At 65.9% G+C, this 12,727-nt stretch carries 15 protein-coding genes and 1 pseudogene; 8 read left to right on the top strand and 8 right to left on the bottom strand.

What is annotated here, in order from left to right:
• The first annotated feature begins 12 nt into the window (after positions 1–12).
• The gene (locus AB0I98_RS02550; RefSeq protein ID WP_362934121.1) at positions 13–675 is read left to right on the top strand and encodes an HAD family hydrolase; all 663 of its coding nucleotides are present in this window, start codon (positions 13–15) and stop codon (positions 673–675) included.
• On the opposite strand, the gene AB0I98_RS02545 is transcribed toward AB0I98_RS02550, so the two are convergent.
• The gene (locus AB0I98_RS02545; protein WP_362934118.1) at positions 656–1,930 is read right to left on the bottom strand and encodes a transcriptional regulator; all 1,275 of its coding nucleotides are present in this window, start codon (positions 1,928–1,930) and stop codon (positions 656–658) included. The two genes, AB0I98_RS02550 and AB0I98_RS02545, sit on opposite strands and share 20 nt — an antisense overlap.
• Before the next feature lie 212 nt (positions 1,931–2,142).
• Between AB0I98_RS02545 and AB0I98_RS02540 the strand changes: the two genes are divergently transcribed.
• The 3 genes from AB0I98_RS02540 (at position 2,143) to AB0I98_RS02530 (ending at position 3,626) form a co-directional block, all read left to right on the top strand.
• On the top strand, positions 2,143–2,619 hold the full coding sequence (locus AB0I98_RS02540; RefSeq protein ID WP_362934115.1) for a hypothetical protein: 477 nt from the start codon (positions 2,143–2,145) through the stop codon (positions 2,617–2,619).
• A gap of 203 nt (positions 2,620–2,822) precedes the next feature.
• Complete coding sequence (locus AB0I98_RS02535) at positions 2,823–3,047, top strand: DUF397 domain-containing protein (RefSeq protein ID WP_362934112.1); 225 nt, start codon at positions 2,823–2,825, stop codon at positions 3,045–3,047.
• 111 nt (positions 3,048–3,158) lie between these two features.
• Complete coding sequence (locus tag AB0I98_RS02530; RefSeq protein ID WP_362934109.1) at positions 3,159–3,626, top strand: hypothetical protein; 468 nt, start codon at positions 3,159–3,161, stop codon at positions 3,624–3,626.
• Between the two features lie 95 nt (positions 3,627–3,721).
• Here the strand turns inward: AB0I98_RS02530 and AB0I98_RS02525 are convergent.
• Positions 3,722–4,133: pseudogene (locus AB0I98_RS02525) on the bottom strand (hypothetical protein); the annotation flags it as partial.
• A gap of 71 nt (positions 4,134–4,204) precedes the next feature.
• On the opposite strand from AB0I98_RS02525, the gene AB0I98_RS02520 reads away from it, so the two are divergent.
• Positions 4,205–5,008, top strand: a complete 804-nt coding sequence (locus AB0I98_RS02520; RefSeq protein ID WP_362934106.1) for a hypothetical protein — start codon at positions 4,205–4,207, stop codon at positions 5,006–5,008.
• 877 nt (positions 5,009–5,885) lie between these two features.
• On the opposite strand, the gene AB0I98_RS02515 is transcribed toward AB0I98_RS02520, so the two are convergent.
• Complete coding sequence (locus tag AB0I98_RS02515) at positions 5,886–6,152, bottom strand: hypothetical protein (RefSeq protein WP_362934103.1); 267 nt, start codon at positions 6,150–6,152, stop codon at positions 5,886–5,888.
• A gap of 484 nt (positions 6,153–6,636) precedes the next feature.
• Between AB0I98_RS02515 and AB0I98_RS02510 the strand changes: the two genes are divergently transcribed.
• Positions 6,637–7,524, top strand: a complete 888-nt coding sequence (locus tag AB0I98_RS02510) for an alpha/beta hydrolase (protein WP_362934100.1) — start codon at positions 6,637–6,639, stop codon at positions 7,522–7,524.
• Here AB0I98_RS02510 and AB0I98_RS02505 read toward each other — a convergent pair.
• Positions 7,521–7,916: a VOC family protein gene (locus tag AB0I98_RS02505; RefSeq protein WP_362934097.1), complete on the bottom strand. Its 396-nt coding sequence runs from the start codon at positions 7,914–7,916 to the stop codon at positions 7,521–7,523. The genes AB0I98_RS02510 and AB0I98_RS02505 overlap by 4 nt on opposite strands.
• Positions 7,917–7,996: 80 nt before the next feature.
• Here AB0I98_RS02505 and AB0I98_RS02500 point away from each other — a divergent pair, with 80 nt between their 5' ends.
• Together AB0I98_RS02500 and AB0I98_RS02495 are read left to right on the top strand one after the other, a co-directional pair.
• Positions 7,997–8,662, top strand: coding sequence for a nitroreductase (locus tag AB0I98_RS02500; RefSeq protein ID WP_362934828.1), 666 nt, complete (start codon positions 7,997–7,999; stop codon positions 8,660–8,662).
• Positions 8,663–8,825: 163 nt separating this feature from the next.
• A complete protein-coding gene (locus tag AB0I98_RS02495) occupies positions 8,826–9,287 on the top strand; it encodes a GNAT family N-acetyltransferase (RefSeq protein ID WP_362934094.1) in 462 nt (153 codons plus the stop codon).
• A 57-nt stretch (positions 9,288–9,344) separates the two neighbouring features.
• Here AB0I98_RS02495 and AB0I98_RS02490 read toward each other — a convergent pair whose 3' ends face one another.
• The 4 genes from AB0I98_RS02490 to AB0I98_RS02475 all read right to left on the bottom strand — a co-directional run bounded on the left by AB0I98_RS02490 (position 9,345) and on the right by AB0I98_RS02475 (position 12,507).
• Complete coding sequence (locus AB0I98_RS02490) at positions 9,345–9,839, bottom strand: hypothetical protein (protein ID WP_362934091.1); 495 nt, start codon at positions 9,837–9,839, stop codon at positions 9,345–9,347.
• 98 nt (positions 9,840–9,937) lie between these two features.
• Positions 9,938–10,372, bottom strand: coding sequence for a VOC family protein (locus tag AB0I98_RS02485; RefSeq protein WP_362934088.1), 435 nt, complete (start codon positions 10,370–10,372; stop codon positions 9,938–9,940).
• Positions 10,373–10,427: 55 nt separating this feature from the next.
• On the bottom strand, positions 10,428–11,000 hold the full coding sequence (locus tag AB0I98_RS02480) for a dihydrofolate reductase family protein (RefSeq protein ID WP_362934085.1): 573 nt from the start codon (positions 10,998–11,000) through the stop codon (positions 10,428–10,430).
• Positions 11,001–11,376: 376 nt separating this feature from the next.
• The gene (locus AB0I98_RS02475; protein WP_362934082.1) at positions 11,377–12,507 is read right to left on the bottom strand and encodes a sulfatase-like hydrolase/transferase; all 1,131 of its coding nucleotides are present in this window, start codon (positions 12,505–12,507) and stop codon (positions 11,377–11,379) included.
• Between the last annotated feature and the right edge of the window lie 220 nt (positions 12,508–12,727).

The following is a 12,727-nucleotide window of genomic DNA, read 5'->3' as shown; positions in this document are numbered from 1 at the left end:
TACCCTGCCCCCATGATTCGCGCAGTGGTCTTCGACGTCGGCGAGTGCCTCGTGGACGAGACTCGTGAGTACGGGACATGGGCCGACTGGCTAGGCGTACCGCGGCACACTTTTCACGCGATGTTCGGGGCCGTCATCGCCCAGGGGCGGGACTACCGAGAGACGTTCCAGGAGTTCCGTCCGGGCTTCGACCTGTATGACGAGCGCGAGAAGCGGGCCGAAGCCGGGCAGCCGGAGACGTTCGGGGAAGACGATCTGTACGCGGATGTCCGACCGGCCCTCGATGCGCTCCGAGCTGATGGGCTGTGGCTCGGCATCGCAGGCAACCAGACCGTGCGAGCCGGTCGGATCCTGCGGCAGCTCTTCTCCGGCGACGTCGACTTGATCGGGACGTCCGACGACTGGGGCGCAAGCAAACCCGACCCCAAGTTCTTCAAGCGAGTCGCCGAGGCCCTGCCCTTCGAGGCCGGCGAGATCCTGTACGTCGGCGATCGGTGCGACAACGACATCCGACCCGCCGTGCAGGCCGAGATGCACACAGCCCTCGTGCATCGAGGGCCCTGGGCCACGATTCAGTGGAACAGCGTCGAGGCCATGGAGCTGCCGACGTTCCGTATCGACAGCCTGCTGGAACTGCCTGGTCGAATCCGGGAGTTCAACGGCTCAACGCGCTGACGGTGGTCGACCAGTCGTACAGGCGGTCGTCGAGGTCGCGGACACAACGCTCGTGCTGGTGTGCGGCGAGTGCCCGGCGAACCTCGCGTACGCGGTCCATGCCGGTGGCGTACCAAGTGATGGCCAGTTGATCGAGGGCTTGTCCCGCGTATCGGCACGCCTCCTCCGGATTCCCGGATGCCACTTCGACGGCGGCCAGATCGCCGTAGATGACCGAACGCTGTTTGTCCTCGGTTGGCGACATGGTGTCCAGAGCACCGAGGAGAGTGTCGCGGGCTTGTGGCAGGTGCCCCGCGATCAGTTGGGTGTTTCCCTTGAACGCAGCCAGCCGGGCCGGAGAGAACCAGTCCAGCCACTCGGGCGACGGATGGTCGTTCCCTGCCGCCAGGACGTCTTCGGCGTGGCCGATCAAGTGCAGTGCCGTACGGGTGTTGCCGCATCGGGTCTCGCATTCGGCTTCCACAGCATCGAGCCACGCAAGGAACTGGGCGGAGGCAGGTGACCGGCGCGCGTAGGTCCGAGCCGCCGTCATGCGCTCCAGCGCCGCGTCATGGTCGCCGAGCCAGCCCGGAATGAACGCCATGTGAGCGAGGATCGCGGAACCGACCAGCGGATCGTCGGCCTCGCCTGCCGATTGAAGGGCCAGGAGGAGAGTGGCGTTCGCACTGCTCGGCTCGCGGAGATCGAAGAACTCGATCCGGCCCGCGAGGAGATACGTCTCGGCGAGTGCGGCTGCGAGCGTGCGGCGCGTCGAGTCCCCCGTCTCCGGGAGGAGGGCACAGCCGAGCGTCGCGTGCGCGATGACGGCGGGGTGCAGCTTGTCCGGAGCAACGGACCAGTAGAGCCGACGGTGAGAACGCGTCACAGCCTCGAAGTCCGAACCGATTGTGGCCGGATGTGACGCCGCTACGGCTCGGCCCGGGACCACCGCAAGGCTGAGAGCGGCAGCGCTGCCCGCTACCGGTGCTCGACGCGTTTGGGCGGGCTTCGCGGCCTCCGAGCCCCAAGGGGGCGTGAAGCCGAGCGACTCCATGCTCTGCCCCAGCAGGTGTACGAGTACCCGCTGGCAGTCCGGCTGTGGCCAAGGGGGACTGTCGGACTCCCAGCGGCGCACCTGCCGTACTCCGACGGACAGGCCTCGAATGCCCATGTCCTTGGCGCACTTGGTCAGGGCGTCGGCCAGGTCTTGTTGAGAGTTGAAGCCGGCTGCCACCCGAGCAGCCTTGAGCCGGACATTGCCTGCGGGGCGCGGCACGGAGAGCACCTCCTGGTGACGGCTGTTCCAACCGTCCCACAGTAAGTCCTCTCCAGAGCCCACTGTCACCCTCAAGGGCTCAACAAGGCCCTAATGAAGGCCTATTGGAGGCCTGTCAAAGTCCTCGAATCGCACCTGCCGCTCGTGGACTCTGTGTGCCGTACCTGATCGCACGAGAACGACAGGGGTCAGATGTGTACACGCAAGAGGCCTTGGACAGGGCGATTGCCGAGTGGCTCCTTCTTGCCCACCCGGCACCGGAGCAGGCGCGGATGGAATGGGCGACGCAGTCCGTGGCGCTGCTGCCGCTCGGCGAGCGATTTGCCGCCGTGCGCATGGCATCCGACGTGGTCCACTCCGCGGTCGGCTCGGCTGATCGCGATGAAGTGGCCGTACGCCTGGGCGAGTTACTGGGAGGCTCGATCATCTACGACCGTCGGGTCCTGGGTGGGACGTACTACGCCCTGATCCAGGCTCACGCCGGTCTGGTCTGGGCGTACGAGGACGTCGCCACGTGCCTCGGTCAGGGCACCTACTTGGGCGTGCCGTGCCTCAGCCGACAGCAGCCGCCCGGCTCGTACTGGGTCGTTCCACCCCGCTACGAGGGCGACCTCTGCGCGCCGCGAGCGATCGTCGCCCTGATCGAGACAGGGCAGTCTCGGCTGTCCGAGCAGACGGTCGACGCCTGACACCTCCTGCGGCCAGCCACTGGGCACTCGACTGACATTCGCCACTCAGAGGACCCGCCCAAAGACTCGTACCGGCCGCTCCCTCGTCACGACGCCGAGTTCGCCATGCTCACCGCGCTCCGCGTCAACGACAACGAACTCCCGCCCACCAAGGGCGGCGGCGGTCACCCACGACCGCGACAGCTGACCAGAAAGGTGCAGAAATGCTGGACGGAACCAACCTGTACGGGCTCGACATCAACGGAGCTTCCTTCGTGAAGGCCTGCGGAGGCCCCTGTACGGAAGGCTGCGTGACCCTAGCCCGGATCGGTGACAACGCCTGGGCGTTGGGGGACAGCAAGCGGCCGGACACGGAGCCCTTGCGGTTCACCACGGTGGAATTGACGGCGGCCGGGATCGACCCGGCGCGGTTCGGTCTGTCCGTCTGATCCTTCCCTCTTCGGCCGGCCCCGGCTGACTCTGTCGTCGGATCGGGGCCGGCTGGTCCCCCTTGGGCCTTCGAGACTCTTTCGACCTTCCACACCGAAGGGGTACGAGCGGTGCACCATCACGGCTACCTCTGGACCGGCCCGAAGGAGCGCTTCGACGACGAAGCCCTACGACGGCCCCCACACCCGGAGCCGCCCCCGGCCGGAAGCAGGCCTGAGCTGATCCAGCGGTACCGGGAGGTGGCGGCGGAGTTCCGGACCACGGATCTTCCGCCTCTGGAAACGGCGTACTGGCTCGTCAAGCCGCGTGACCTGGTTCGTGGCACGTGGGACCAGGCCAAGGAAGCGGCGGCCTGGCTCGGGGAGCAACTGGCCGAGTACGCGCCTCGGTTCGCCTCGGAGAGGGATCGCGACGTCACCCTCCTGGCACGGCTGGTCGACTCCGCTGCCGAGAGGCTCGACGCGGGGGATGACGTATCGCTCGGCTTCTATCTCGAACGCCCCTCGTATCTGTCGCTCGCGGTGGTGACGTGCTCTCCGAACCGTGCGAAGCCTGAGCTGGGGTGTCCAGTTCAGTAGACGGGCGCAATGTGACGGCGACTCCGGCAGGTCGGCGACGTCGAGGAGCGGACCATCCAGGAGTACCGGAGCCTCCTTCGAGACCGCCCGCGCAGTCAGCCCGCCTGAAACTCGTTGATGACCTGCTCGGCGGTGCGCCGGGTGGGTTCCAGCCGAGGATCCTCCGGGTGCGCGTACGGCCCGGGGATCTACGAGCAGGCGAACAACGTCATCAACTTGCCGTCCCGGCTCTCGAAGTCGAACTGGCGCTCGTGCCGTACGCGATCGGCCGGAACCGGAACGGCAAGGGAACTCGCCCACAGGGAGGCCGAGTCCAGCCCCAACGGTGTGTTACCCCAGTGGTCCGCGTGGGCCGACACACACCGCTCCACAGTCGTATCGAAGTCGTCGGGAAAACCCCGCGGATGGACTCCGTGACGAGGGCCTGGGTGATCGTAACGGTGTCGGGTGTGTCGCGACCCGCCTCGTGTCCTGTGCGGCCAGAGCATCCAACGAGGCGTTCAAGGCACGCCCCCACGATGCGCCGTGAAGGCCTATGTTCCGCAAGAGCATTGACGATCTGCCGCCAGATGCACACCATGACCGCCATGCGCTTCCTGCGACGAGTGCGTCAGGACTTGTCCCACGGCGAGAACCTTGAGATCTACTCAACCGCCCTGCTCTCCTTGGCCCTTGCGGTCCTGGGGGCTCTCGACATGGCCAGCGGCAAGGTCCTGGCCGCCGCGACATTGGCGACGCTCGCATTGCTTGCCGGAGGTCTGCTGGGTAGCCGCAGGCAGGTGGCAGAGCTGGCCGCACAGATGCGCTCCCGTCTCGCAGGAGAGGTTTCCGCAGAGGAATTCCTCTCCCGTGACAAGCCCGACATCATTGAGCAGCTACGCAATGCGCAGGACATCAGAATCGTCGGCGTGACCTTGTCGCGCACCTTGCGGAACACGGTCGACGAACTACAGCGCCGCGCGGGCGCCGGTGCGACGATCAAGGTGGCGCTGATCGATCCAGCGACTTCTGCCCCGGCTGAAGCAGCTCGTCGCAGCACCATGCGCGACCGGCCGAGCGTCTTCGAGAACAGGTTGCGACCGTCGATCGACCTGCTTCGGGAGCTGATGGAGACTCGTGGGGTGGAAGGCCGGGTCGACGTGCGCTTTCTGCCGTTCGTCCCTGCCTTCGGCCTGGTGCTGTTGGACCCGCTTCAGCCGAGCGGTCGCATCCACGTCGACATCTACTCGCACAGCTCCGCAACAGGAGACGCCGTTTTCACGCTGCTCCCGGACCGTGACGGCGAGTGGTACCAGCACTTTCAGATGGAGTTCGAACGGATCTGGGCTTTTGGCCGACCGGTCGATGCATCCGATGGGTTCTCACCCAGCCCACGCGCATGAATGTCCAGCCTCCCATGACGCGATCAATAGTCCGGACCGAGAGATATCCAACGACGCCCAAGTCGCAGCACAGGGCGAGATCCACTCCGTGACCAGCACCTTAAGGCGGTGGATCTTCACTCGCCCTCGAAAACCACTTTGAATACTTTGTGGTAGCCGGGGTTGTCCCACACCCTGAAGATGAAGCCCTGATTGCTCCGCCACTCGAGAAAAGAGGCAAGAGCGTACGGGAGCCCACAGAATGCAACGAATCCGAGCAGGAAAGCCAACCATGAGCGACCTTCAAAGACAGGTAGCGAAAAACTCCAAAAGAGTCCCACCGTCAGCAGCAGCTGCAACACACCCAGTATCAGGTACCGCCTCCGCGCCCTAAGGGTGCGACTGTGACTGTGGACACGCATACGGACGGTCATGCCGCATACACTGCAAGGAACTTCGAGGAGGGCACTTCCCTGATCAGGTCGACGGAGTCGGAATCGGATTATCGCGAATCGGGTTACGGCCTCGTCTTCGTTTCTCCATGCCTCAATGCGGCACCCTAACTCGATCTCGAACTCTTCGACAATCTTTATCACTTTTCACCCATATTCTGGGATCCAGGGCCCATACCTCTTGAGTTGAGTGAGGCTTTTCCGACCTCACGTTGAGGGTGCGTGATGGACGATCGCTCGGAACAGCTCCCGAGCCCGCTCGCAGAACTGCTCAACATCTGTGATGTTCGACTCGTCACCGTCCGCCGGCATCCGGGCCTGCAGTTGCTCGGAGCGCAGCCCGCCGTAGCGGTAACAACCGCTACTCGCCGGTGCACCTGATCGGACAGCAGGTGCGGGTCCTGCTGCACGCCGAGGAACCGATTGATTACGACATCACACAGGCCCTAGTCGGGATACAACACAGCGAAGAGGGCCGTAGCCCAGCCGAAGACCAGGAGGGACGCGCCCCACCAGTGCATCGGAACGGCCCACATGGTGTGATCGCGGCCGTACCTGTTGAGGTTGCGTCCCCAGAACCAGAGCACCAGGCACGCGGCGGATCCGCCGATCAATGGCCCCCAGTTGGGTCCCATGAGGCTGCCGATGACTATCCCGATCACGAGGATCGGGAACGTCAACAAACCCAAGCCGCTCCAGGCGATAATGATCATTGAAGCCTCCCGGTGTCTCGCCTCGCTCACGGGCTTGACGCACCAAGCCCTTTCAGCAAGGCGATTACGGGTATGGATTCTCTCTCGCGGCTGCGGGAGGGGTCCCGGACGCAGCCCGCTCCGTCGGCCACAGCGTTGAGCTTGCCTTTCAGACCACTGGTCGGATGGCCCTGGAATTCCATGGTTCCCGGAGGGAAGTACCGCACGCGGAAACGGCCTTCGCTTGGTCCGTGCTCCGTCACTACCCGACGCCGACAGCCGAACCCTCCGAGATGTGGGGCCAGCCCAAGCCGTCCGCCGGGGCCGTCGAAGATTGCCGAAGCCAGCCATGCCGTCACATTGCGTGGGGCGCGAGTCGGTGATCATCGAGGTCGACGGGGCACTCGTAGGCTGGACATGCACCGTGGGCTCCGGGAATTCGCCAGGGTTCCAGAACGGGGCTCCCGGCATCGTCGCTACGCAAACCGGCCAAGGAGACCCCCGGATGGATGTGATCCAAAAGCCACGCCACCGCAGCCTCGACGTGGGCGGCCTCGAGATCTTCTACCGCGAGGCCGGGGCGGCGGACAGGCCATGCGTGCTGCTACTGCACGGCTTCCCGAGTTCCTCGCACCTCTTCCGGCAGGTGCTCTCACCGCTGGCCGAGGTGAGCCGGGTCGTCGCCCCCGACCTGCCGGGCTTCGGCTTCTCCGCCGCGCCCGGCACCGATGAGTACGCGTACACCTTTACCAACCTGGCCGACACCGTCGAGGCGTTTCTGGAGCGGATCGGCGTGGGCGAGTTCTTCGTCTACCTGCACGACTTCGGCGCCCCCGTCGGCTACCACCTCGCCACCCGCCGTCCCGACCGCGTCCTCGGACTCATCGTGCAGAACGGCAACGCCCACGACGACGGCCTCGGGAGCCAATGGGACACCGCCAAGGCCTACTGGGCCGACCCCACGGAGGCCAACCGTGCCCGGTTGCCCGAGTGGCTGAACTTCGAAGGCGTCCGCGACGAGTACGTGGGCGGACTGCCGGACCGGCTGCGCGAACTCGCGCCGCCCGAGTCGTGGCACCTGGACTGGGCGCGGCTCTCGCGGCCCGGCAACATCGAGGCACAGTTCCAACTCTTCTACGACTACGGCAACCACGTAGGCCGCTTCGGTGAACTGGCCGACTACCACCGAACCCACCAGCCTCCATGCCTGCTCCTCTGGGGCCGCCACGACCCGTACTTCGACCTGGCCGAGATCATGGGTTATGCCCGGGTGCTGGACCGACTGGAGATGCATGTCTACGACGCCGGCCACATGCTGCTGGAGACCCACGCACCCGAATGCGCCGCGGTGATGCGCGACTTCGTCGCCGGGTACGCCCCAGTGATGGCCTAGTTCTGCGCGGCCAGGGTGCGCAGGACGCAGAACTCGTTGCCCTCGGGGTCGGCCATGACCACCCAGTTTCGGTCCGAGCCCTGGCCCACATCCGTCTTGGTGGCGCCGAGGCCGAGCAATCTGGCCACCTCGTTCTCGGTGCTGCCGTCGATCGGGCTGACGTCGAGGTGAAGCCGGTTCTTCACGGTCTTGCCCTCGGGCACCTGGATGAACACCAGGGTGGGCGGCATCTGGCGGGCCCGGACATCCTCGACGGTCGGCACCCAGGAGCCGATCTCGACCTTGCCTTCGCTCCGGTCGATCACCTTGAAGTCCAGGACCTCGCACCAGAAGGCCGCGAGTCTCTCCGGATCGTGGCAGTCAACGGCCAACTCGGTGAACCTACTTGTCATGACTCTCCCCGATAGTGATGTCGGTGATCAGGGTATTGGCCCGTGTCGCTGCCTGCCTTGGAGTGAGAGGACGAGATGACGTGGATGTGTATGAAGCCGTGGACAGTCGCAGGGCTGTGCGGGCGTTCAGCGATGAGCCGGTGCCCAGGGATGTCCTCGAACGAGTGCTGGCCGCGGCGACGCGGGCTCCGTCGAGTGGGAACCTCCAGCCGTGGCATGTGTATGTCGTGAGCGGCGAGCCCTTGGCCGAGCTGAAGAGACGCGCGACGGCCAGGGCGCTGGCGGGCGACCCGGGTGATGAGCGGGAGTATCCGATGTACCCGGCAGGACTGAGCTCGCCGTACGTGGACCGTTTTTCCGCGGCGGCTGCCCAGCGGTACAGAGCGCTGGGGATCGAGCGCGACGACCCCGACCGGCCCATGAAGATCGCCGCCTTGAACTCGGAGGCGTTCGGGGCGCCGGTCGTGCTGTTCTGCTACCTCGACCGGACGATGGGGCCCGGGCAGTGGGGGGACGCGGGGATGTATTTGCAGACGGTCATGCTGTTGCTGAGGGCGGAAGGGTTGCACAGCTGCCCCCAGGTGATGTGGACGATGTACCGCAAGACTGTCAGCCAGATGGTCGGAGCCGATGACGGGCTCGTGCTGTTCTGCGGTGTCTCGGTGGGGTTCGAGAAGGAAGGCGTGCCACGGCTGCGCACCGGGCGGGCGGACATGACAGAGACGGTGAGCTTCCTCGGGGTGTGACGCCCTGACCGGCGATCCTCGCAACCGACGGTGCCACCAAGTCGGACCTCCAGCCGTGGCCTCCTGAACGCTCGTCCTGTCCAGCCAGAGGCCATCGCGTACTGTTCCCGCACGCTTGCAGGGGGAGAAAATCCCAAGACCTACACCTGAGCGGGGGACGTAGATGGACGTGCTGATCAGGCCCGCACGGGCAACGGAAGCCGAGGTGCTCACCGACTTGGCGCTGCGGTCCAAGGCGCATTGGGGCTATGACGCCGAGTTCCTGGAAGCGTGTCGAGAAGAACTCACCGTTGCTGCGAACGAGGTCGTACGCCGGCGAACCACGGTGGCCGACAGAGACGGTCACATTCTGGGCTTTACGAATCTTGTGGGAGAGCCACCCACAGGAGTTCTGGGCATGATGTTCGTCGAGCCGCAGGCCATTGGCCAGGGGATCGGCCGCCTGCTGTTCGAGCACACCGTCGCAGCTGGACGAGACTTGGGGTTCACCCAGCTCACGATCGACGCGGACCCGAATGCCGAGCCTTTCTACCGCGCGATGGGCGCAGTCCGCGTAGGAAACGTTCCCTCGGGCTCCATCGCCGGCCGAGTGTTGCCACAGATGATCGTCACCATCCAGCGCTGAGACAGCACCGCTTGGCAACATCATTGGGTCCCTTTACGTCTCACAGTCGCCGGTCCGTCAACCCTCCGTGCGGGGACGCAAGGTCACGTGGAAGTTCTCTCCGCCGTACAGGGACTCGTAACGGATCTCCAGGTGGAGGCGACGAGTTATGAGGTCTATGAACTCGGCGTGAGCGTGGGGCTCGTACGGGTCCACGCTCAGCAAGAACTCCTCGTAGTCGGTGGCGATGGTCTGGGACTCGGTGAACGTCACGGCGTAGGGCCAGGCGACGAGGCCTTCACGTGCACGGTCCGCGCCGGCCTTGTTCCAGACGCCGACCACTTCGCCGTCCACCGTCAGGGAGGTGCTGAGGACGACGGCCGGGCCGAGACCGGCGTTGATGAGCCTGATCCCGGCTTTCTGTCCCTTGGACATCCTGCGTTGCAACTGGAGTATGGGCCGCACCGAGTGGCGGTTGTGCTGCCGCGTCGCGCGTACCTCGTAGACCGAGACGGCGAACGATGCCACGGCGATGGCGACGGCACACGCCGCGATGACCGTCTCCCCGTCCATTCCGGGACGCCCCCCTCCTCCGGCTCATCCCGCTTGGGATGCCCGAAGAAGGAAGAACCCATGCAGCGCGGCGCCGGAGAGTTGGGATGTCGCAGCCCTCAGTCGAGACAGAACTCGTTGCCCTCGACGTCCTGCATCGCGATGCAGGACTCGTTGTCTTCGTCAGCGAGCAGCAGTTGCACGCGTACCGCGCCGAGCGCGACCAGTCGGGCGCACTCGGCTTCGAGCACGGCGAGGCGCTCTTCGCCCACAAGGCCGGTGCCGACCCGCACGTCGAGATGGACGCGGTTCTTGACGACCTTGCCTTCGGGAACGCGCTGAAAGTACAGGCGCGGGCCCACGCCCGAGGGATCACTGCAGGCGAACCAGGCACCCTGATCCTCAGGCGGCAGGGAACGGTTGTAGTCGTCCCACGTGGCGAACCCTGACGGTGGCGGCGGTACGACGTACCCCAACACCTCGCACCAAAAACGAGCGACGAGCTCAGGTTCTGCGCAGTCGAAGGTGACCTGGAACTGCTTGATCGACGCCATCGGCACACCATAGCGAGCCCTCGGGAGACGATGGCAGGCGAGGGCGGGAGCCTTGTCAGCGGACGACGTCGAAGACGTTCTTCTGCAGACCGTTGGCGTAGACCTCGTGCTCGACGAGCTTCAGTTTCTGGGTGTCCTTGTCCGTGGCACTGAAGAGCCGCTTGCCCGCGCCGAGCAGGAGCGGGAAGACGAGCAGGTGGTAGCGGTCGATCAGGCCGGCGTCCGAAAGGGCCTGGTTCAGGGTGGCGCTGCCGTGGACGATGATCGGGCCGCCTTCGGTCTCCTTCAGTGCGGCGACTTCGTCGAGCGAGCGCAGGATCGTGGTGTCGCCCCAGTTCGACACCAGGTCGTCCTCGGTGAGGGTGGTGGAGACGACGTACTTCGGCATCACGTTGTAGTCGGGGAAGTCCTCCATGCCGGGCCACACCGAGCTGAACGCCTCGTAGCTGGTCCGGCCCAGCAGCATCGCGGTGGCTTCCTTCTGCTCCCGGCCTTTGAGCTCGTATGCCTCGGGGAGGAACTCGATGTCCTTGAAGGTCCACCCCGAGTTGCGGTAGCCGGGCTCGCCGCCGGGGGCCTCCATGACGCCGTCGAGCGAGATGAAAGCGGTGCTGATCAAAGTACGCATCAGGGTTCCTCGGTGTCTCTTGTCCGGTTCTCAGCGGGTTCGGTTGGCACACGCTTCGCCCATACTCGCGGTGCCGCGCACCAACCGTGAACTCTGACCGCAGATCACGCAGAAACTCATCGGTCGTCGCCCACCCCTCCCGGCGACATCGCACCTGGGACAAACACACGCGTGCCGTGTAGCTCTGCATCACGATCCCGTGTCCAGGTCGAGTTACCAAGCGCGGATGGCGCGGCCGTGGACCCGGGTCCGGCCAAGCAGCGCAGGTCCTCGCTTCCTAGGATCCCGAGGGATCGGCAAGTTGGGCCAGAAGGCGATCGAGGGCTGCCTGGCCGTCACCGACGGCCGACCTCAGGTTCGGTACAGCAACAACAACTCAGGGCAGCGCGGGGGCGCCGGAGTCGTGGAGGGCCTGGCGCAGGGTGTCGAGTACGGAGTCGTTGTCCTCGATCATCTGGTCGATCGACTCGGCCTGGGGCCACTCGTCGATCCGGTCGAGGCCCCAGAACTGCGCGTCGGAAAGCGAGCTGTTGCTGGCGCGCATCAGGCGCACGTCCAGGTAGGGGTAGTCGCGGGCGTGGGCGCGCAGCCAGCCCTCCAGGCGGAGGTACTCGGCGATCTGCCGGTTGATCCGCTCGACGCGACGGGGCGCCCCGGGCGCGCGGGGCCCGGCGTCCCCGGGGCGGTCGTCCGGCCGTATCTCGTCCAGCGCGCGCCCGGAGCCGCCGTCGTCGCTGGGCGAGGGGACCTGCGCGAGAGCCGCCACGGTGGGGGCGATGTCGATGTTCTCGGCATACGGGATGCTCCTGCCCTTCGCCACCCCGGGGCCCGCGAAGATGAGCGGGGTGCGCCAGGAATCCTCAGCCTGGACGGGGTGCCAGCCGAACCGTGACTGGCCGTCGGAGAGCAGGACGAGCAGCGTGTCGTGCGTCATGCCGATCCGCTCCAGGCCGTCAAGGAACGTACCGAGCAGGGCGTCTGCTCGGCGGACCACCGCGGGGTACGGAGATCCCTTGGCGTAGATGTCACGCGCCCAGGGCTCGCCGGCCGGGGCATTGGCGACCTCCTGGCTGGCCGTGTTGGTGTCCTGGAGCAGCAGCCGCATGAAGGTGAGGTCGTCGTGCTCGCGCAGCAGACGCAGGCCGAGCCGTACGTTGTCCTCATCGCTGTCGTCGCCGCTCAGGCGGGTGAAGTCGAAGCCGGGGTTGAGGGAGCGGTACGCCTCGCTGTTGGCGATGTGCGCCGTGAATCCCCCGAAGCCGTGCTGGAGATAGCGCTGCTCATGCGAGGGGCGGAGGAACAGCGAGCCCGCGAAGGTGGTCGGGTTCGGGAAGGACGTGGTGGAGAGCGGCAGATAGCCGCTGACGGTGGGATGCCAGGGCGAGATGACCAGGGACTCCTTCACCTGGGTGCCCCGCTCGGCCAGACGCTGGACATTCTCCAGGCCGAGGTGCCGGGATGCCTCGTGGTGCAGGCTGTCGATGTGGAACAGCACCACGCGCCGCACGCCGCCAGAGGGTCGTACGGGGTGAGCGGCGGCCCGTATCTCGGCCGCACCAGCCGTCCCACCAGCCGCTGCGACTCCCGTACTGCCTGCCGCCGCCGCACCGGCAAGCTTCAGCACACGTCGACGACTCGGCGCCGACGAGACCCCATCCCTGTGCTCCGCACGCATAACGTCCCTCGCTCTTTCCTGACTACACTGCAGACGGCACTGTTCCGCCAGG

Origin of the sequence: Streptomyces sp. NPDC050211 (assembly GCF_040656035.1) — a bacterium.
GTDB lineage: Bacteria > Actinomycetota > Actinomycetes > Streptomycetales > Streptomycetaceae > Streptomyces.
This window is presented reverse-complemented; position numbering and strand designations above follow the sequence as displayed.

Bases quoted from the DNA above. Each gene is read 5' to 3' on its own strand.
- AB0I98_RS02550 (WP_362934121.1), top strand. From the start codon at position 13: ATGATTCGCGCAGTGGTCTTCGACGTCGGCGAGTGCCTCGTGGACGAG.
- AB0I98_RS02535 (WP_362934112.1), top strand. From the start codon at position 2,823: ATGCTGGACGGAACCAACCTGTACGGGCTCGACATCAACGGAGCTTCC.
- AB0I98_RS02520 (WP_362934106.1), top strand. From the start codon at position 4,205: ATGACCGCCATGCGCTTCCTGCGACGAGTGCGTCAGGACTTGTCCCAC.
- AB0I98_RS02515 (WP_362934103.1), bottom strand. From the start codon at position 6,152: ATGATCATTATCGCCTGGAGCGGCTTGGGTTTGTTGACGTTCCCGATC.
- AB0I98_RS02510 (WP_362934100.1), top strand. From the start codon at position 6,637: ATGGATGTGATCCAAAAGCCACGCCACCGCAGCCTCGACGTGGGCGGC.
- AB0I98_RS02505 (WP_362934097.1), bottom strand. From the start codon at position 7,916: ATGACAAGTAGGTTCACCGAGTTGGCCGTTGACTGCCACGATCCGGAG.
- AB0I98_RS02495 (WP_362934094.1), top strand. From the start codon at position 8,826: ATGGACGTGCTGATCAGGCCCGCACGGGCAACGGAAGCCGAGGTGCTC.
- AB0I98_RS02490 (WP_362934091.1), bottom strand. From the start codon at position 9,839: ATGGACGGGGAGACGGTCATCGCGGCGTGTGCCGTCGCCATCGCCGTG.
- AB0I98_RS02485 (WP_362934088.1), bottom strand. From the start codon at position 10,372: ATGGCGTCGATCAAGCAGTTCCAGGTCACCTTCGACTGCGCAGAACCT.
- AB0I98_RS02480 (WP_362934085.1), bottom strand. From the start codon at position 11,000: ATGCGTACTTTGATCAGCACCGCTTTCATCTCGCTCGACGGCGTCATG.